Consider the following 21,047-nt stretch of genomic DNA (forward strand, 5'->3'; position numbering starts at 1 on the left):
AAAAGCTAGTCCTAATTTATTACTTCTAAAATTAATTTATTATATTTCATATTCTTTTTAAAATTAAAGACTTTGAGCGACTATTTTATATAAAAATTTTTGAATTTTAAATAAAATATAAAGTTAATTTTTTAACTAATTAGCTATATAATTTTATAATTTTATTTTTAATTATAAAAGGCATCTAGAACTACTAATCTAGATGCCTCTTTAATTTATATTGTTTAGTTAGATTAGAATTTCAGTAAACTCTACCTAATTCTAGTTATTATAAAAATCCTTAATTTATCACTTATAATATTACTTATCCTAATAATTATTTAATATTATTAAAAGATTTAATTCCTCTGTATTCAGCTAAATCACATAAATCATCTTCAATTCTTAATAATTGATTATATTTAGCAACTCTTTCACTTCTTGCAGGTGCTCCTGTTTTTATTTGACCTGCATTAACAGCTACTGATAAATCAGCAATAGTTGTATCTTCTGTTTCTCCTGATCTATGAGAAACAACAGCTGTATATCCTGCTCTATTAGCCATTTCTATTGCATTTAAAGTTTCTGTTAAAGTACCAATTTGGTTTAATTTTATAAGAATAGAGTTAGCAACTCCTAATTTAATTCCTTTTTCTAATCTTTCTGTATTAGTTACGAAAAGGTCATCTCCTACAAGTTGAACTTTATCTCCTAATCTTTCAGTTAACAGCTTCCAACCTTCCCAGTCTTCTTCTGCCATACCATCTTCTATAGAGATGATTGGATATTTATTTACCCAGTCTTCGTAGAATGAAACCATTTCTTCTGGAGTTAATTCTTTTCCTTCATGTTTTAGTACATATTTACCATTTTCAAAATATTCAGATGAAGCAGCATCTATAGCTATAAACATTTCTTCTCCAGCTTTATAACCAGCTTTTTCTATAGCTTCAAGAATCACTTCTATTGCTTCTTCATTTGATTTTAAGTTTGGAGCAAATCCACCTTCATCTCCTACACCAGTTGAATATCCTTTTTCTATTAATATTCCTTTTAATTTGTGATATACTTCAGAACAGCTTTGTAATGCTTCTGAAAAACTTCCAAGCCCTACAGGCATAATCATGAATTCTTGTAAATCTACTGAGTTATCAGCATGTTCTCCACCATTTAAAATATTCATCATTGGAACTGGTAATACTTTTGAGTTTAAACCACCTATGTATCTATATAATGGCATATCTAAAGCATTTGCTGCTGCTCTAGCTACGGCTAAAGAAACTCCAAGTATTGCATTAGCTCCAAATTTACTCTTATTTTTTGTTCCATCTAACTCAATTAACTTTTTATCAATAGCTAATTGGTTTAATACATTCATTCCTATAAGTTCTTTTGAAATTTCGTTGTTAACATAACCTACAGCTTTTTTTACACCTTTTCCTAAGTATTCTTTTTCATTCTTATCTCTTAATTCTAGAGCTTCAAAAATACCTGTAGATGCTCCAGATGGCACAATTGCTCTTCCAAAACTTCCATCACTTAAATGAACTTCAACTTCTACTGTTGGAAAACTTCTTGAATCTAACACTTGTCTTCCTATAATATTTGTAATTTCAATAAATTGTTTCATAATAAACTCCTCCTTTTATTTTGAAATATGTACTTTATTATTTATAAAACTATTTAAATCTTCTAAAATTAAATTAATTTATAAATTATTATTTAAATAGTATAATAATCATTTTTATTATTACTATGTAAGATAAATTTTATTTAAAAGAATTCATAATGTATTCTATCTTTATCTACTTTTAAATTTTCTAAAGCCTCTTTTACTGTATCTATAAATCCTTTATTTCCACAGAAGAAAAATTCACCATCTAACGGAAGATTATTTTTAATCCACTCTTCTGATATTCTTCCTTGAAAATCATAATCTATACCTAATTTTTCATTATTTAAAGGTCTTGTAAAGAAAATATTTACTTTTGTATTGTTTGAATTTTTATATGATCTTACATCTTCTAAAAAACATTCTGAATCTTTATTTCTTAAAGAATATATAAAATATGTATCTTTACTATCATCAATATCTTTTAACATTGAATAAACTGGTGTAACTCCAATTCCTCCACCTAAAAGAACTATAGGTCTATTAATTTTTTCTTTTTCTAATTTAAAATTTCCTTTAGGCATCATTACTTCTAGTAAATCACCCTCTTTTAAATTTTTATCTAAATATGTAGTTAACTTTCCACCTTCAACTATTTTTATAGTTACTCTATAAAAATCATCTTTTGGTGTTGATGATAAACTATACATTCTTACTACTTTTTTAAGCTCAGCATCTTCTGTTTTTACTTTTATTCCAATAAATTGTCCTGGTTTCATTTCTGCAAGACCTAAATCATCATTCCCCTTTAAATATAATGATATTATGCCTTTGCTTTCATAAACCTTTTTATATACAACAAAATCTCTAAATCCATTCCAAGTGTAATTTTCTACTCTATCTAAAACTTCGTTCATTATTTATTTCTCCTTATCTTAAATTTAGTAATTTTATAAAATTTAATTCATAAATCTTTATCAAAATAGTCTGATTTTAAAATATAAGTTGATAAAGAATTTATATTTTGAATAATTGTTATTCATTAATCTTATTTTAAACCATTTTTATTTCTTAGCAAATCGCTCTGAATTAATATTAGATTAATTTAAACATTTATCCTTTCTTATATTATTATATTATCAACACTCTTTTATTTTTTATGTGATTCTAATCATTTATTCAAAAACACTTTATTACAATTCATATAAAAGGACTTTAGCTAAAAGTTAAAGTCCTTTTTATCTATTAAATATAATTTATTTTATTAATATGTTTGATTCCATAAAGAGAAATATGCCTGAGGATGTAAACAAGCTGGACATTTAAGAGGAGCTTTTTTTCCTTCAAATATATATCCGCAGTTTTCACATTTCCATAAAGTATTTGGATCTTCTCTTTCAAATACAATTCCTTTTTCAATATTTTTTGCTAAAGTATTAAATCTATTCTCATGTCTAACTTCTGCTTCTGCTACTTTTTTAAAACATGCTGCAACAGATAAAAATCCTTCCTCTTCTGCTTCCTTAGCAAACTTAGGATATAAAACTGATTGTTCCTCATGTTCTCCTGCAGCTGCAAATAATAAATTTGTTTTTGTATCTTCTGGAACTTCAACTGGATATGAAGCTGTTATTTCAATTTGTTCTCCATTTAAATCATCCTTTAAAAATTTATAAAATCTTTTTGCATGTTCCTTTTCATTTTCAGCAGTTTCTAAAAATATATTTGCCATTTGAACATATCCTTCTTTTCTAGCTACACTAGCAAAATAAGTATATCTAGTTCTTGCTTGGCTTTCACCTGCGAATGCTTTCATTAAATTTTCTGCTGTTTTTGTTCCTTTTAAACTTTTCATATTTTACTCTCCTTAAACCCCTTTAATATTAACCTTTATATTTTATATATAATAAAAACTCTCCTATTGTTACTTTATTTGTCTAAAAATTTAATCCTATAAATAAAATTCCTATCATATTGCATTTCTACAATATGATAGGAACTTTAGTTTTCAATTACTAAGATTCAAAATTAATTTCTAACTCTTATATCTATAATATTTTATTGTATAATTCCATTTATTTATTTTTAAATATAAATCCTTCTAATGATTCCTTATTTAAAATAATTAATTTTTTTCCTTTTAATTTAATAATCTTCTCTTTTTCATAGCTAGATAATTTTCTACTAATCGTTTCTCTAGTAACTCCACAATAATTGGCCATTTCACCACGATTTATAGGAAGATTTATTGATATTTTTTCACCTTCTTGTGATTTATATTTATCTAAAAACTCTAGAAGCATACATGCAATCCTAGAATTTATATTATTTTCAGATAAATTTGCTGTTAAGTTCTGTAAATGGATTACTTTATTACTTAGTCCATTTAATAATTTAATTAAAATAGATGGATTATTATTAATAAGCTTGTCTAAATCAGATTTATTTATCTCAAATACTTCACTGTCATTAATTGCTATAGCAGATACTTTACTATTTTTCTCTTTTCCAAATACATTTACTTCTCCTGCTAAATCTCCAGAATTAAGTATATTAATTATTTGCTCTTTTCCATTTGAAGTGCTTTTTATTAATTTTAATGCCCCTTTACTCACAATAAATATACTTTCAATAGTTTCACCTTCTAAAAATAACTTTTCTCCTTTTTTTAAATTAATATGTTTCCTCAATTCTATTACTCCATTTAATTCTTCAAGGGTAAGTGATTCAAAAATGTGATTTTCATTTTCTCGTGAGCCAAAAATAACTTTTTTATTGTTATTTTTTATTTGCATATTGACCATCTCCTTAATTAACTTTTAAAACATTATCCTACCCCATAGATATAAGAATTTTAATTTTTAAATTTGGTCCTTTCATTACATATATTATAATATTAAAATCATAATGAAACTATCTAAATGGTTTTTTATTTAAATCAATTTCATATAAATTTAATTTAAAAAATACTTTTTCATTTTAATAATTTTTAAATTGCTATTCTTAATACTAAAATAGCTAATAACATTTAAATTATCATAGATGTAAGAACTATAAAAATAACAACAATTATAACTATAATAGTATTTCTTTTTAATTTAATCCTCAAAAAATCACCTCATTAATATTTTTTCCAAAAATGTATATTTATATGAATCTTTTTGTATTTATTCTCAGTCTAATTGATGTAAAATGAAGATGTACACTTAGAAAGAGAGGAAATATGGGAACTTTAATAGGTATTTTAGGGAATATAAAAAAATCATATGATGAAAAAGAGATTATTATTCTTAAAGCAATTAGAGGAGATGATGAATCTTTTTTAAAGATTATGAAAGAAAATAAAGAATATCTTTATAAAACTGCTTTCATTTATATGAAAAATGAAACTGATTCACTAGAAGTTATAGATGAGGCTGTTTATAAAGCATATAAACAAATAAGAAAACTTAAAAATCCAGAATATTTTAAAACTTGGATAACTCGTATAGTCATTAATATTTCATTAGACAAAATTAAAGCTAAAAATAAACTTATCCTTACTGATGAATTTATATCTCTTGCTGTTGAAAACAAGAATTTAACTATTGAGGAAAAATTAGATTTAAAAGATGCGTTAAATAAATTAAATCCTAAATACAAAAGAGCGTTAATTCTTCAATATTACAATAACTTAACTTTAGAAGAAATAAGTATTGTTATGAATTGTACAGTAAGTGCAGTAAAAAATTATATTCATAGAGGTAAAAAAAGTTTAGGTGAAATATTAAAGGAGGACTATTTAAATGAATAATAATGATTTTAATAATATAGAAATACCTAAATCTTTAGATTCAGTTATAGAAAAAAGCTTTAGGAGAGCAAAAAATGATAGAAGTAGATTTATAAAAAAAACTTTAGCTGCAACAATCTGTTTTGGAATATTTACTGGTGCTGGTATGTTAAGCTATCCAACTTTAGCAGAAGATTTTCCTTTTATAGAATCAACTTTAAATAAACTTGGAATTAGCAAAAATTATAAAGATTATACTCAATATATAGGACAAGAAAAAGATCTTAATGGTGTAAATTTTAAAATAGAAGAACTAGTTTTTACAGAACATAGAATACTCGTTGGAGTCTTAGCAACTAGTGAAAATAAAATAGCTGCTAAAGATTATAATATAAAAATAAGATTAGATGGTTTAGGTAAAATACCTTCTGCTAGTAGCTCTAATTCATCTTATAATTTAAATGATAATACAGTAATGTATTATTATGAATTTATAACTTCATATAGTATAAATCCTGTCTCTGATGTAAATTTAGATATAGTTGAAAGTATAAAAGATGTAACTTCAAAAGAAAAATCTTTAGACCATATAAGTTTTAATATAAAAGTTGATGAAACAGATAGATTTTCTAAAACAAAAAATTTAACTATAAATAATAATGATATAGACTTTAACTTTAAATTTTCAGAAGTTGAATCTTATTTAAATTATAAGGATCCAAATTATGATGCTGAAAAATCTAATGGAATAAAAGTTATTAAAGTAAATAATCAATTTAAACCTTGGCTTAATGGTATTGAAAACGAAGAAAATGGCATTATATTTAATAACATAGGATATACAAAAGAAGAAATTGAAAACTCAAAGAGTATTGAAATTATATCTATAGGTGCTAAGAATAGTAAAGACCAATGGATAGAATCAAATGAACCTTTATCTGAAAAAGATAATATATTTTATTCAAAAGCTCATAAGTTTTCTAATGGAACAAAAGGAGAAGTTATTGATATAAAAAGAGAAAACAAAACTATTATTTTAAAATATAAAACTCATAATAAAAATAAGTATAATTTAATGTGGGGATATTCTCTTTTTAACTATAACGAAAAAACTAAAGAATCCTACGGAATTGGAAATTATCCAACTATAATTGATGAAGGAAATGATATTTTCACTATTAAATTTGAAAATGTACCTGAAAATACAAAAGTTATATTAGGAAATATTCCTCTTGTAGATATAGTTGAATTTAAAGATGAATGTTTAAAAATAAAGTAAACATAAAAGGACATGTAATCTTATTATCTAAAGATTACATGTCCTTTGTGAAATATCTTTATTTATATAACTTGTATTATATAAACCTTATGAATATTTATTATAAAATTTATAAATGTTTATAAATTAAATAATCTCTATTATAAAACTTCTAATATTGTATTGATTTCATAAATAATATTTAAGCTTTTATAGTTTTATAATTTAATAAAACAATTATTAAATAAATTTTCTATTTAAAATCTTTATTTAATAAATCGTTTTCTTTTTCAAAGCGATTTGCTAATGCTCCATATAATGTCCAACCAAATAATGCAACTACTCCACCATACAACATAGCTTGTGCCCCTGATGTATACATTGCATAAAGACTATATACTCCAGCTAAAAATGTTATTATGCTTGGAATTAAAGCACTCTTTCCTTTTATTCCTGCACATTTTTGTATTACTGGCACTGCTGCCATTGATAATACATATGGTATCATATTCGTTACTATTGATAAGTTTACTATTGTTTCAAATTCTTTATTCAATGTTGGACTTATTGTAAGTAACGCAAATAAACTTTGAAGAATACATAATATTACTAACCCTACAACTGGAACATCTTTTTTTGATACTTTTTTAAATATTTTAGGAAAATAATTTTGACCAGCTGAACTTTTGAAAACTTGACCTAATGTAAATTGCCAAGCTAATAAAGAACCAAAACATGCTAGTACCATTATTCCTGTAACTATTTTACCTACAAGTGGAGTAAACATTGTAGCAAATACTAATCCAAATGGTGCATTAGAATTAGCTAATAAATGTCCTGGAACAATTCCTTGTATTATACTTGTAGATACTATATATATAATTCCAGCCCCAATAGTTCCACCTAAACATGCTATAGGAACATCTCTTTGAGGATTTTCAACAGCTTCCATATTAGCTGAAGCTGATTCTAAGCCTAAAAATGCCCATAATGTTATGGAAATTGATTGACTTATACCATGAAATAATCCTAAATGATGTGGATTCCAAGAAGCTGCAAATAATGATGGACTAAACCAAAACCATCCTATTATACAAAATATAATTACTGGACCTATTATTCCCCAAATTGTAAAAGAACCAATTATTCCTGTTATTTTGGCACTGAAAAAATTAGGAATAGTAGTTAACCAAACAACTAATATTACACATGCAGTATTCATTGCTGGTGAAAGTTTAATTCCTAAAAAAGTTAAAGCATATCCAACTATTGTTACTGCAATTGCAACATTAGCTATGGTACAGGCTATTGCATATCCATAGTTAGCCATAAAATTTCCTGATTTTCCAAATGTATATTCTGAATAGCCACCCATACCTCCATCTCTTTTACTAAACATTCCACATCTTGCAAATCCATATGCAAGTGCTGTTGCTCCTATTGTTGTTATAATCCATGATAAAATTGACATTGTTCCAACTTGTGCTAGATCTGCTGGTAACATTATAAGACCTGAACCAATCATATTTATAGCAGTTATCATTGTTAACTGCCAAACATTCATTTTCGTTTTCGTGCTTCCCATAATATTTGGTTGATAAAACCTATAAATATATTAAATTTCACTCCAAACTTATTAAATTATTTCTTGCACCTTATAAATTATATATATTTTATAATATTTTTTAATCTATTTAAATTTTACTAATTATATTTAAATTACACTTATATTTAAGATCTATCAACCTCTTCACCTCCAATTTAAATAAATTAATTTTAATTTAAGTTTAGCTATATTTTAAATATAAATTACTGTAAAATCATATTTAAAATATAGCTTTTAAAAAAATATATATTAATAAATTATTGTTGTTCCTTTTTCTCCTTTAAGGACTTCCATCGCTTCATCTAAAAATCCAATTATAGCTTTGCTTTTTTTATTAGAAGTAACAAACTTTTTACATGCTTCTATTTTAGGTAGCATACTTCCTTCTGCAAATTGATTTTCTTCAATGTATTTATCAATTTCAGCTACTGTGACTTTCTCTAATTTTTTTTCATTTTCTTTATTATAGTTTATACATACATTGCTAACAGCAGTAAGTATCATAAGTACATCAGCTTCTAGAATTTCTGCTAATTTTTCAGCTGCAAAATCTTTATCTATTACAGCTGATATTCCTTCAAATTTAGAATCCTTCTTAATTACAGGGATTCCTCCTCCACCACAAGCAATAACAATATCTCCAGCATCAACTATTCTTTTAATGGACTTTTTCTCTACAATATCTATTGGCTTGGGAGATGGAACTACTCTTCTATATCCTCTACCAGAATCTTCTTTTAAAATATAACCATTTTTCTTTTCAAGAATTTCTGCTTCTTCTTTAGTATAAAATGAGCCTATAGGTTTAGTTGGATTATTAAAAGCTGGATCATTTTCAGAAACAACTACTTGAGTTATTATAGTTTCAACATTCTTATCTATATTACGGTTAGAAAGTTCTTCTAAAATTGCATTTTGTAAATGATATCCAATATATCCTTGTGAAAAAGCATCACATACATCGAATGGGAATAATACATTCCCTTCATCAGTTTTATGAGCTGTTTCTATACTTGATACTATTTGTCCTACTTGAGGTCCATTTCCATGTACTAATGAAATTTGATGTCCTTTTTCAATTAAATTAACAACTGCTTTTGCTGTCTTTCTACAACTTTCTAGTTGTGCCATTGAGTCTTTTGAATTTTTATCCATTTGCAAAGCATTTCCGCCAAGTGCTATTACAATTTTCATAATTATTCCTCCTTTCTAACTTAAAAATATAATTTATCTTAATGTTGCAACCATTATAGCTTTAATTGAATGAAGTCTATTTTCTGCTTCATCAAATACTACTGAATTATGGCTTCTAAATACTTCATCTTCAACTTCTCTTATATCTAATCCCATATTTTCTTTTGCTTCTTTAGCTACTTTTGTTTCAAAATTATGGAATGATGGTAAGCAATGCATAAATAAAGTTTCTGGATTATTAGTTTTACTAAACATTTCTCTAGTTACTTTATAATCAGTTAATAAATCAACTCTTTCTTTCCACTTATCTTCTTCTCCCATTGAAGCCCAAATATCTGTGTAAATAACATCAGCTCCATTTACACCTTCAGCTATATTATCAGTTATTTCAATAACAGCTCCTGTTTCCTTTGCCATTTCTCTAATTTCATTTAATTTTTCTTGTGATGGGAATAATGCTTTTGGTCCTAACCCTACAAAATGCATACCTGTTTTTGCAGCTCCATACATTAATGCATAACTCATATTATTTCTTATGTCCCCTACAAAAACTAATTTAATTTTATTTAATGGCTTATCCACATGTTCTTCTATTGTCATAAAATCAGCTAAAATTTGAGTTGGATGATCATCATCAGTAAGACCATTCCATACAGGAACTCCTGAATATTTAGCTAAATCTTCAACTGTTTTTTGAGCAAATCCTCTAAATTCTATACCATCATAAAATCTTCCTAATACTTTTGCAGTATCTTCTATTGATTCTTTTTTGCCCATTTGAGAATTAGTCAAGAAAGTAACATGTGCTCCTTCATCTTCTGCTCCACATTCAAATGCACATCTAGTTCTAGTTGATGTTTTTTCAAATAATAAACAAATATTTTTACCTTCTAATATATTTCCTTTTATTCCTGCTAATTTTTTTTCTTTTAAACTATGAGCTAAATCTAATAAATATCTAACTTCATTTGGTGTAAAATCCTTTAATGTTAAGAAACTTCTTCCTTTTAAATTTACTGGCATAATAATCTCCTCCTAAGTTTATAAAAATTTTTTTATTTAAATTCAATTTTTCTTTTATTTTCAATTTTTAACTTGTAGTAATTTATATATAATAATTAATAAACCTTATTAATCTAAATCTTCTCTTACTAAAGGCATACTCATACATCTTGGGCCTCCTCTGCCTCTTGAAAGCTCTGAGGATGGTATTACATGAATTTTTATACCATTCTTTTCTAGTAATTCATTTGTTACATAATTTCTTGAGTAAACTATAACTTCTCCTGGAGCAATTGCTAATGTATTAGAACCATCATTCCATTGCTCTCTTGCAGAAGCAATTTTATCTCCATCTCCACATCTTATTAATGTTATTTTTCTATTTAAATATTTGCTTAAAATATTTTCTAATGTATCTACTTCTTGTGTGGTTTTTAATCTTGTTTTATCATTTTCATCAACAGTTAATGCATAAACATTCAACGGACCAACTATTTCAGGATGTACAGTAAATTTATTGTAATCAACTTGAGTAAATACTGTATCTAAGTGCATAAATGCTCTGCTTACAGGTATTTTAAAAGCTAAAACAGTTTTAAAATTTGTTTTTCCACTTAATAAAAGTCTTTTAGCTACCTTTTCTACTGATATTGCATCAGTTCTTTGAGAAATACCTATAGCAACTATATCTTTTGATAAAATTAATTCATCTCCACCTTCAATACAAAAATCCTCATCTCTATTAAACCAATAAGGTATTTCTTGATCTTTAAATCTAGGATGATATTTAAATATATATTTAGCAAATATAGTTTCTCTTGATCTTATGTTTGTTCTCATATGATTTAAAGTTATTCCATTTCCAATAGTTGCAAAAGGATCTCTTGTAAAATATAAGTTTGGTAATGGATCACAAACAAATGGATAATCATTGTGAACTTGATTACAAAGTGAATCTTTATGATAGTGACTTATTTCTTTTTTTCTTACTCCTGCCATCATTTTAGAAATTACGGACTTATTATCTTTAAAAGATAAAAAATATTCTTTAAGTGATTCTTTTAATGATTCACTTTGAATATTAGCTTCTTTGATAAATTCATCAATAAAAGCATCCTTAACTTCTTGACTAGTTCCCATAGCTTCAGCTGCTAAATCAACTAAATAAAGTACTTCTACTCCAGCATCACGAAGAACTTGTGCAAAAGCATCATGCTCTTCTTGTGCAAGTTTTAAGTAAGGAATATCATCAAATAGAAATCTTTCTAATAGACTAGGTGTTAAATTTTCAATTTCTTCACCAGGTCTATGTAGTAAAACCGTTTTTAACCTACCAATTTCTGATGTAACATTTAAACAGTTTTTCATAACAATCACCTCATTTTTAAATTTTTTTATGAAATAGCTTTAAAAGTAAAACAATTTAAATTATTATGTAAACAACTTTTATCTTAAAAATCATCTATCGTTTACATTAGCTTTATTACTTGCTTTTCTGAAAGCTTGTCCATACCCACATTGTATTCCCATAAGTAATTTTCCGAAAATTCAAATAAATTTTATCTAATTGGAATTAAACTTAATTTTTATAATTTAAATCCAAATATCTCTATTTTTCTTTAATTATCTACCATATTTCTCAAATTTAATATTTATACAAAGGAGATATTATTTAATTCAAAATTTTGTATATTATTTATCATTTTCAAAAATATACCATTTATTTTTCAATTTTTATTAATACTTTTATTTATTTATTTTTTAAATGTAACCATATACATCATATTTTTAATTTTTTGACTATTTTTTCATAAATTTTCAATTTATGAAAATGTATAATTTTATAAGTTATTGAATTAGAAATTTATAAATTATATACATTTATTTACCATTTTTTCGAAAAAGAATTTTTTTTGTATAAATATTCAATTTATAACTTTTTATTAATCACATATTTTAATGATATTTTCTAAAATAACCAAAAAAAATTAGCTATCTTAAAAATAAGATAGCTAATTTTATACATTTTCTATGTTAACATAATTAACACCTGGAATTTCATTTATTTGATTTAACAAATTCAATGTATTGACATTTTTCTTACATCTAAACCTACAGTTTATATGATAACGCTTGCTTTCTTCTAATCTTTCAGTTTCTGTGTTGAAACTTAATATATGTAATGAGTTTCTTCCTAATAACTCTATTAAATCATCTTTAGGCTTAGAATTAAAAATTATTTTTAATTCTATAACTTTATGAGAATTAAGTTTAAAAACTCTCTGCAATATTTCAAGTCCCCCTAATACTGCAACAGTAGTAATAATTGCTATCCAATATAATCCTGCTCCTGATGCAAGACCAATTGCTGCTGCAACCCATATCCCAGCTGCAGTTGTTAATCCTCTAACCACTTTTTTATTTATTATTATAGTTCCTGCACCTAAAAATCCTATACCACTTACAACTTGAGCAGCTATTCTGCTTGGGTCAACTGCTATATTATTATATATAACAACATCAGTAAATCCATATTTAGATACTATCATTATTAATGCACTACCAATACCAACTAAAAAGTGAGTTCTAAGTCCTGCATCTTTTGATTTTAATTCTCTTTCAATTCCTATAATTCCAGCTAATATTCCAGCAAGAACAAGTCTAATTATTATATCATGTATGCTGTATATTGGACCTGTTATTGGTTTTCCATTCATTTTATTACCTCCTTAAAATTATATTTTAAAATTATAGATATAACTTAATTTATATTAAATTATTAATCTATTATTTTAAAGTATATATCATATTGTATTTATATTGTAAAACTTATATATTTATTTACTATTTATTTTCAATTTAATATAAAAAGATGCTATCTTTTCTAAAAACTAGCATCTTTTATAAAAACTATATTTTTCATTATATAACTTACTTCTCCTTTCAAGAGTACATGGTTTACAATCATAACTTACTGTTGTTTTTAATATAGCATAATTATAAATATCTAAAATATCTTTTATATCACTTTCAGTTACTTTTCTTATCTTAACCTCTCCTAAATTCTTTCTTATTTCATTAGAAATTATTTTTGTTCTTTCTATTCTCCGTGAATTGTCCCATTGCCTAGATAAATCATTAAAATCCATTTTTATTACTCCCTAAACTTAAATCTTTATATTAAATTATTATTTAAATTATGTATACCCTACTATCTAATTTAAACCAATTTAAATTTATTTATCAATAATAATAAATTTTAAAAGAGCAGTATTAAATACTACTCTTTTATATTAACATCTTTCTTCTTCAAATATTGGTGAATTTATTAAAGTTGCAACTATAAATTCATGTCTATGTCCATCTGCCATTCTTGTAACAGCATAAACAAAGTGTATATGCCTACCTTCTCCTACAGGAATTGCAGGTCCAGTACAAACATCTATAATATGATAATGATCAAAGAAGTCTGTTTTAATTTTTATTTTATGAACATGACTATTTCCTTTTCTTATAGCTTCTCCAGTAACTCCAGCAAATCTATGATTATGAACATCATCTGAACCTCTTTCAGCTAGTCTTGTGCTTCCTAAGAATTCATGAACATGAAATTGTCTTTCTTTTTCGCATCTTGACATAAAATCAACTCCTATATTTCTTTATAATACATAATATACAAATTGTAGATATTTGTTACTAAATTTATAAATATAAAAAAATTAATATTTAAATTCTATCTTATATAAACTTAATAGACTCTTAATTGAAAAAATATAGCTATTTATATTGATTCAACTAAATTTTTCATTTTAGTTAAATAAAAGTATTATTACTTGAAAGTATTCTTTTATGAGTTATAATTATAGAAATTAATAATACATAAAAGTGAAAGGAATTTAATATGATTATTGAAATACTCAAGCTAAGTATAGTATTTACTATAGGAATAACTTTAATTTTAATAATTTTTGGACTTATAATAGGACAAATAGAAAGAAAAAGTAATAATTTAATATACAGAACCTTTGGAAGATATGGAATAATTATTACTGGAATTATTGGAACTACAGTACACGAATTTAGCCATTATATAATGTGTAAAATATTTTTACATAGAGTAGTGGAAGTTAAATGGTTTTCTTTAAAATTAAATATTGGAGGAGAATTAGGACATGTAAAACATACATTCAATCCTAAAAATATATATCAAAGAATAGGTAATTTCTTTATAGGAGTAGCTCCAATCCTTATAGGCACTCTTATTATAATAGTAATTTTAAGACTGTTATTACCAAATACATATTTCAATATAACAAATAATATAGCTATAAAAGAAATTTCATATTCTATAAGTAATTTAAACTTTATTGGATTTTTTAAGGAATTAGGACATGAGTTCTTTACAATAATTAACTTTTTATTTTCTATAGAAAATTTATCATCATTTAAATTTTGGATTTTTATAATTATATCTTTTTCAATTAGTAACCATATGTCACTTAGCAAAGCTGATATTAATAATTCATTAGATGGTATAGGATTTCTATTTTTATTAAGTTTATTTATTAGCATAATACTCGTTTTACTTAAAATAAACTTTTATAGTATTTTAATATATGTAATTACTTTTAATTGCTTACTTATATCATTTTTATCAGTAGGATTACTTTTTTCTATAATATCTTTAATACTTTCAAGTATTATTGGTTTTAAAAGTTATTTATAAAAAAATACCACTATTTTAAATAGTGGTATTTCTTATATTCTATAAATATTACTGTTCTGTTTATACTATCAAAATAAATATAAAAACTAATTATTTCTATATTTATTTTATCTAATTAAGCTCATATATTTATCTACATAAGTTTATAAATCTATATGTAATTTTCATAAATTTTATTTTATATTTCCATTTAATTATTTTCATTATTATGGTATAATTTCTATATATTTCAAATAGTAGTGGATGGCTACGGAGGTTTTGGACATTTTAATCTCCTTGGACTATTGATGATATATCATCATAGCAAGGAGGTGGTATTGGATATGCAAGATTTATTATTTTTACTTATATTAAGTTTTGTCACAATCTATATTGTTAGATTAATTTTAAATAATAATCTTTTTATTCATTATTTAAAGATTACAATTAAATTTGTTGGTCTTGATATTGAAATTAAAAGCAAAGAAAAAAGTGCCCCATCCGACAAAGAATAGCACTTTTTCTTCAAATTAATTTTCGATTAATTTAATTCAGTAGCCCTAAAACAAAAATAAATGTTCTGAGACTAAGCTTAGTGTTACCAGCACTAAGCTTTTCTTATTTATATTATATCAAACTATTCCCAAAAATAAACCTATTATATTAAATTTTAGATATTTATATAATAAAATTACTATATTTTTAATTTATAATTTTTATAATAACTAAAATTTCTTCTTCTTTAGATTTTTAAACTTCATTTACTATCAACTTGTTCCAATATTTTTTCTCTATAAATAATTTTTTAAATGCTAAAATTAAAAAACTAACCATATTAAAAAATATGGTTAGTTGAATATTTAAAATATTATAGTTTTTATTCTATATTATATATTTTTCTACTGCTAATTTATATCAAGTGCTATATCAAAATTAAAATTTCTATATTTACTGGTATACTCTCTATCTACTAGCACCATCTTCTACATTTACATCTACATTTACATACATAAATGCGACAATGTTTTCTACATCTATCTTCTTTGCAGCAATGTCTTCTTCTGCATTTATCTTCTCTGTCAAAACAATCTTCTTTGTCTTCCCATTTATCTTCACAGAAATGTCTTCTGTTTTGCCATTTATCTTCTTTACAATGATGTCTTCTATCTCTGCATTCATCTTCTCTGTCAAAACAATCTTCATTGTCTTCCCATTTATTTTCTTCCCAACAATTTCCGTTGTTTTCCCATTTATCTTCTTTGCAGTGATTTTTTCTATCTCTACATTTATCTTTTCTATCAAACCAATTTTCATTGTCTTCCCATTCATCATCTTCCCAGTAATTTCTTTCGTTTTCCCATCTATAGTCTTTGCAGAGATTTCTTCTGCTCATACATTTATCATCTTCTGAATAATACATAAAAACACCTCTATACATAATTTTTATTAATTAATCTAACAAAACATTAGATTAATTAACTTATATTATATTATATAAATTTTTAACTAAAATGTTACTTATTTCCTAGTAATTTCTACATAATTATTCTTTTAAAATATACTCTTAATTTAAATTATATGATACTATTAATCTAATTAAATATAAAATAAAAAACAAAAAAGTTCTAAATATAATACTTAGAACTTTTTATTTTAATTGATTTATTTAGTTGTACTATTATTAGTAGTTGAACTATTACTAGTTGATTTATTGTTATTTAAAAATTTATTAAATTGATTTAATTCTTTATTTCCAGCATTTATTGTATTATCTATACTTGTAGTATATTTTTTTACATCGCTATTAGCTTGGGCAATTTGTTCGTTAGCTATTTTTACTTGATTATATTCTGTCTCATAAGCTTTTTTATAATTATCTAGTTGTGTATTTTTATCATTTAATGATTTATTTGCTTGAGCTAAATCATTTTGAGCTTTTTCTAGACTATTTTTATCAGTTTCTAATTCTTTTTGATCATCTGTTAACTCTTTTTCTAATTTAGCTATTGTTGCATTTGCAGTATTTAATTTATTTTGTAAATCTGAATTACTTGATTGTAAATTTTTTATTTTATTATTTAAATCTGATATTTGTTTATTTAATGATTCTATTTCTGAAGCTTGTGTTGCCTCTGATCCTTTTGCATTTTTTAATTGATTAGTTAAACTTTCAATTGTATTTTGATCTTCTTTTATTTCACTATTTTGCTTATTTATTTGATTTTGTAAAGCTATTTTTGATTTATTAATAGTATCTATTTGATTTTTTAAGGAAGAAATTTTCTCATTTAAAGTGCTTATACTTCCTTTTAATGTAGTTATTGTATTTTCTGCACTTTTCATAGCATTTACAGAATTAACTTCATAAACTTGTACATCAGACTGAGCTTTTTTCAAAGCCTGATCTCCATTATATTTATTTGCATATAATAGTGCTATTGATATTCCCCCCACTGCTAATATGGTAGCTGCACTCAGTGCAATTGCTTTTGCTCTTATCATCTTATCTTTCTCCTTTGTTTATATATTTAATCTTATTATTAAATTTTAAGTTGTAATAGTATTTTTACTATCACTTGTATTTTCGTGTTTATTGTTTATATTACTTTTATTTTCTTTCAAATCCCAATCCCAAGGTTTAGTTGGATTTTGTAATATACTTGCAATTGCTTTAGATGTCTTTGTCTTATATCCCCAATAATGTAATAAGGTTGCTATTATTTGTGATTGCTGTTTAGAACTCATATCTTTATAATCAGAATTTCCTTTAATTATAGATAATGCATCTAATAGATTTTTAATCTTTTTATTTAATTTTCCTAATTCATTAGTTAGTAAATTTTTTTCATTTGTTAATTTATCATTTTCATTAACTAATTCCTTATTTTTATTTTGTAGTTGTCCATTTTCTTTTTGTAGTAATATAAGCTTTTTCTCTAAAATTTCATTTTTAGATTCTTCACTTTTTAATTTATCTATATTTTCTGAATTTGATTTTTCAAGAACATTATTTTTTTTAGTTAATTTATCATTTTCATTTTTAATATTATTTATTATGTTTTCATTTAGTCTTATAGTGCTGTTTACTTTATCAACATAGTTTGATACATTTTGATTTGTGATAGCAAGTTGATTTTCACTATTTAATTTTGAAGCATTTATTATAGCTATACCTGATCCAGAAATAGCTAATGAAGTTGCTAAAAATCCAGTAATTATTTTATGCTTAATCACTTTAATCCCCCTTCATCTTATGTAAATATTTTCACGCATTATTTAATATATACTTTTTTATTTAAATAGTCAATTTTTATTTAGTCATTATAAAAACACTATTAATTTTATGATTTTCATTTTTTTAATAATATTATAAATATTTAAAATACTATTTTATAGACCAAATATATTACTACAAAACTTAGTTATTATTTAAAATTATTAATTTTACAATTCAAAATTTAAAAATATGTTGTCTATTTGAATTACTTTTTGATTATTTATTAAAATTATATATAAACTAAAAGCTTTGAAAGTTCTATTATTACTCTCAAAGCTTTTAGTTTATTTTTATTATATGTTCTATAATTATCCTTAATATATCATTTTTTTCTTTTTTTAAAAATATTGTAAATTTTATAATAAGTTTAAACTCATTACATTCAATCCTGAATCCTCATTAAAGTATCTAGTTACTTCACCTTCTATTTCTGTCAAAATAATTTCACATACTGCTGTTACTGTTCCTTCAACAAAATGTCCTCCATAAGTTATACAGTCCTCACCACTAAAATTTATATGCATATGAAGGTATGGATCGTTATCTTTAGTTGTTAAGTTTCCAATTAAACTAGTTATTTCATATTTTTTATTAAATACAGTTTCATTATAAACTTTTGTTTCTAAATTAAAATATCCTATTCTTATATTTGTTGCTGCTCCTATCGCAGAAATAGATGCAAGCTTAATTTTATTTATTTTAGAGAACTTTTTGATAGAATCTATTATTTTTTCACCTTTATCTATTCTTAAAATCCATGTATTATTTATTTTTTTAAATTCCATTTTTAACACCTCAAACTTTAACGTATTTTATTATATTTTTATAAATCAGTAAAACAGTATAAAAAATTTTTTAAACAATTTCTTTATAAAATCTTTTTTGTACAATCATTATATAATTATAACTCTTCTTTACTAAATTGTTTAAATCTATAAAAAGAACCCTTTAAAAAATTTTAAAGAGTTCTTCTTATTAGTGAAAATTTTTATTTATTGAGTAAGTCTGTCGTTTAAATATATTAAATAAATTTCATTTTGGGCTAAAAATTTATTTTATATATCAAGATTCGTCTATTAATAATTAAGCATCCTTCTTCCAGCTTGGTTTTTTGCAAGCATAAATTATTAATGGAATTATGAACATAGCTGCTGAAGCTATTACTTGGAATGCAATATATCCTAATGGATTTATTCCTTTTAGTGGTATTAAACTTGCTATTATTGTTAAGAAAACACCAATTAATGCAAGAATTGCTACAAACCACATTGTTCCTTTTCCACCTAATTTAAATGGTCTTTCTAAGTCTGGTTTAGAATATCTTAATTTGATAATTGCAAATATCATTAAGATGTATGCTAAACAGTAAATTATTGTAGTAGTAATTGTAATCATTACGAATGCAGTGTTTACGTTTGGTACTATTACATAAATAAAACCTAGTAAAGAAATAACAATAGCTTGAATTAAAACGAAAGTTACTGGTATACCTTTTTTAGTTCTTTTTTGGAATACTTTTGGTAATAATCCTTCTTCTGCAACCTTAATCATTGCTTTTGATGGTCCAAGAACCCAAGCAGATAATTGTGCTAATATACCAATAGCAATCATCCATCCTATGATATTTGTGAATATCATTGGAATTCCTAATGCTTTAAAGTATATTGAGAATGGTTGTAAAATGTTTGAGAACTCCATAGTTCCATTTGGAACAGCATTTGCCATAGTTAAACCAGTAATTAAGTTTAAAATTATGATAACTATTAATGTGAATATTACAGCTACTGGATAATTTTTCTTTGGATTATCAATATTATTTGCGTGAACTGAAGAAATTTCAATACCAGCAAATATAAATACAATAGCTGAGAATAAAGTTAATGTTCCACTATTATGGAAATTAGGTACTACCTTACTAGCTGAGAATCCGCCAGCTAAGTATCCATGAGGGTTTATTCCAAATTTAGCTAAATAAATTAATCCTAAGATTATTAATAAAGCAAATGGAATATAAACTCCAATGATTGCTCCCCAGTTACCAACTACTTTAACCATATCAAATTTCATGTTAAGTAAAGTTACTAACCAGTATCCAACTATTATACATATGAATATGAATATGTTGCTTTGAGCAAGTTTTGGACTACCAACTCCGTATCCAATCATAACTCCAACTGTTGAAGCTATCATAACCATTCCGAAAAACATTTGAACCCATAAAAGCCATGATGTTACGAAACCAAATCTTTCTCCGAATGCTTCTTTAACCCAAACTTGAGGACCTCCTTCCTTAGGATATGCAGTTGCAAGTTCAGCTGCAATTAATGCTATTGGAATAGCGAATAATACTACTGCTGCGATAAGGTAAGAAATTTGTGTCCAACCAGTTGCTGCTAGTGTAGGAACACTTCTTACAGTACCAAAGAAAGCCATAGTAATACCAATTAATTGTACTAGACTAAGTTTTTTACTCTTCTCCATAGTAACGACATCCTTCCCACTCATATATAATTTTTTATCTGAAGATTCCTCGAAAACCTTCATATGCTAATTATAGATACATAACTATATATTATCTAACCCCAAAATATATATTTTTTTTATAAAATTATACTCTGATCTGATTTATTGTTTAGTTAAAA

The 21,047-nt window shown here is 24.6% G+C and carries 20 protein-coding genes; 4 read left to right on the plus strand and 16 right to left on the minus strand.

Annotated elements, in window-relative coordinates:
- Positions 1-316: 316 nt before the first annotated feature.
- The 4 genes from eno to HMPREF1092_RS15265 all read right to left on the minus strand — a co-directional run bounded on the left by eno (position 317) and on the right by HMPREF1092_RS15265 (position 4,386).
- Positions 317-1,609, minus strand: a complete 1,293-nt coding sequence (eno, locus tag HMPREF1092_RS15250; protein ID WP_002599576.1) for a phosphopyruvate hydratase — start codon at positions 1,607-1,609, stop codon at positions 317-319.
- A 143-nt stretch (positions 1,610-1,752) separates the two neighbouring features.
- Positions 1,753-2,508: an FAD-binding oxidoreductase gene (locus tag HMPREF1092_RS15255; protein WP_002599577.1), complete on the minus strand. Its 756-nt coding sequence runs from the start codon at positions 2,506-2,508 to the stop codon at positions 1,753-1,755.
- 347 nt (positions 2,509-2,855) lie between these two features.
- Positions 2,856-3,446, minus strand: a complete 591-nt coding sequence (rbr, locus tag HMPREF1092_RS15260) for a rubrerythrin (RefSeq protein WP_002599578.1) — start codon at positions 3,444-3,446, stop codon at positions 2,856-2,858.
- Between the two features lie 220 nt (positions 3,447-3,666).
- Positions 3,667-4,386, minus strand: a complete 720-nt coding sequence (locus HMPREF1092_RS15265) for a Crp/Fnr family transcriptional regulator (RefSeq protein WP_002599579.1) — start codon at positions 4,384-4,386, stop codon at positions 3,667-3,669.
- A 428-nt stretch (positions 4,387-4,814) separates the two neighbouring features.
- On the opposite strand from HMPREF1092_RS15265, the gene HMPREF1092_RS15270 reads away from it, so the two are divergent.
- Both HMPREF1092_RS15270 and HMPREF1092_RS15275 read left to right on the plus strand, forming a co-directional pair.
- A complete protein-coding gene (locus HMPREF1092_RS15270; protein ID WP_002599580.1) occupies positions 4,815-5,384 on the plus strand; it encodes a sigma-70 family RNA polymerase sigma factor in 570 nt (189 codons plus the stop codon).
- Positions 5,377-6,642, plus strand: coding sequence for a DUF4179 domain-containing protein (locus tag HMPREF1092_RS15275; RefSeq protein WP_002599581.1), 1,266 nt, complete (start codon positions 5,377-5,379; stop codon positions 6,640-6,642). The genes HMPREF1092_RS15270 and HMPREF1092_RS15275 overlap by 8 nt, the downstream gene beginning before the upstream one ends.
- A 232-nt stretch (positions 6,643-6,874) precedes the next feature.
- Here the strand turns inward: HMPREF1092_RS15275 and potE are convergent, their stop codons facing one another.
- The 7 genes from potE to HMPREF1092_RS15310 form a co-directional block, all read right to left on the minus strand.
- Positions 6,875-8,206, minus strand: a complete 1,332-nt coding sequence (gene potE, locus HMPREF1092_RS15280) for a putrescine-ornithine antiporter (RefSeq protein ID WP_002599582.1) — start codon at positions 8,204-8,206, stop codon at positions 6,875-6,877.
- 270 nt (positions 8,207-8,476) lie between these two features.
- Complete coding sequence (gene arcC, locus HMPREF1092_RS15285) at positions 8,477-9,421, minus strand: carbamate kinase (RefSeq protein ID WP_002599583.1); 945 nt, start codon at positions 9,419-9,421, stop codon at positions 8,477-8,479.
- 33 nt (positions 9,422-9,454) lie between these two features.
- Positions 9,455-10,444: an ornithine carbamoyltransferase gene (gene argF / locus HMPREF1092_RS15290; protein ID WP_002599584.1), complete on the minus strand. Its 990-nt coding sequence runs from the start codon at positions 10,442-10,444 to the stop codon at positions 9,455-9,457.
- A gap of 108 nt (positions 10,445-10,552) precedes the next feature.
- Positions 10,553-11,791 (minus strand): arginine deiminase, encoded by a 1,239-nt coding sequence (gene arcA, locus HMPREF1092_RS15295; RefSeq protein ID WP_002599585.1) that lies wholly within the window; start codon positions 11,789-11,791, stop codon positions 10,553-10,555.
- 650 nt (positions 11,792-12,441) lie between these two features.
- Positions 12,442-13,140: an MgtC/SapB family protein gene (locus tag HMPREF1092_RS15300; RefSeq protein WP_002599586.1), complete on the minus strand. Its 699-nt coding sequence runs from the start codon at positions 13,138-13,140 to the stop codon at positions 12,442-12,444.
- A 174-nt stretch (positions 13,141-13,314) separates the two neighbouring features.
- Positions 13,315-13,572, minus strand: coding sequence for a GNAT family N-acetyltransferase (locus HMPREF1092_RS15305; protein ID WP_002599587.1), 258 nt, complete (start codon positions 13,570-13,572; stop codon positions 13,315-13,317).
- A gap of 144 nt (positions 13,573-13,716) precedes the next feature.
- Positions 13,717-14,061, minus strand: coding sequence for a YmaF family protein (locus tag HMPREF1092_RS15310; protein ID WP_002599588.1), 345 nt, complete (start codon positions 14,059-14,061; stop codon positions 13,717-13,719).
- A gap of 263 nt (positions 14,062-14,324) precedes the next feature.
- On the opposite strand from HMPREF1092_RS15310, the gene HMPREF1092_RS15315 reads away from it, so the two are divergent.
- Positions 14,325-15,149 (plus strand): hypothetical protein, encoded by an 825-nt coding sequence (locus HMPREF1092_RS15315; protein ID WP_002599589.1) that lies wholly within the window; start codon positions 14,325-14,327, stop codon positions 15,147-15,149.
- Between the two features lie 317 nt (positions 15,150-15,466).
- The gene (locus HMPREF1092_RS17310) at positions 15,467-15,643 is read left to right on the plus strand and encodes a hypothetical protein (RefSeq protein ID WP_158082650.1); all 177 of its coding nucleotides are present in this window, start codon (positions 15,467-15,469) and stop codon (positions 15,641-15,643) included.
- A 455-nt stretch (positions 15,644-16,098) separates the two neighbouring features.
- Here HMPREF1092_RS17310 and HMPREF1092_RS15325 read toward each other — a convergent pair whose 3' ends face one another.
- The 5 genes from HMPREF1092_RS15325 to tyrP all read right to left on the minus strand — a co-directional run bounded on the left by HMPREF1092_RS15325 (position 16,099) and on the right by tyrP (position 20,949).
- Positions 16,099-16,548: a hypothetical protein gene (locus HMPREF1092_RS15325; protein WP_002599591.1), complete on the minus strand. Its 450-nt coding sequence runs from the start codon at positions 16,546-16,548 to the stop codon at positions 16,099-16,101.
- Positions 16,549-16,790: 242 nt separating this feature from the next.
- Entirely contained in the window at positions 16,791-17,630 is an 840-nt protein-coding gene (locus HMPREF1092_RS15330) for a coiled-coil domain-containing protein (RefSeq protein ID WP_002599592.1), read from the minus strand.
- Positions 17,631-17,675: 45 nt separating this feature from the next.
- Positions 17,676-18,362 (minus strand): hypothetical protein, encoded by a 687-nt coding sequence (locus HMPREF1092_RS15335; protein WP_002599593.1) that lies wholly within the window; start codon positions 18,360-18,362, stop codon positions 17,676-17,678.
- A 399-nt stretch (positions 18,363-18,761) separates the two neighbouring features.
- On the minus strand, positions 18,762-19,190 hold the full coding sequence (locus HMPREF1092_RS15340) for a PPC domain-containing DNA-binding protein (protein WP_002599594.1): 429 nt from the start codon (positions 19,188-19,190) through the stop codon (positions 18,762-18,764).
- 298 nt (positions 19,191-19,488) lie between these two features.
- Complete coding sequence (gene tyrP / locus HMPREF1092_RS15345) at positions 19,489-20,949, minus strand: tyrosine-tyramine antiporter (protein ID WP_002599595.1); 1,461 nt, start codon at positions 20,947-20,949, stop codon at positions 19,489-19,491.
- Between the last annotated feature and the right edge of the window lie 98 nt (positions 20,950-21,047).

This window comes from Clostridium thermobutyricum (assembly GCF_000371465.1).
Classification (GTDB): domain Bacteria; phylum Bacillota; class Clostridia; order Clostridiales; family Clostridiaceae; genus Clostridium; species Clostridium thermobutyricum.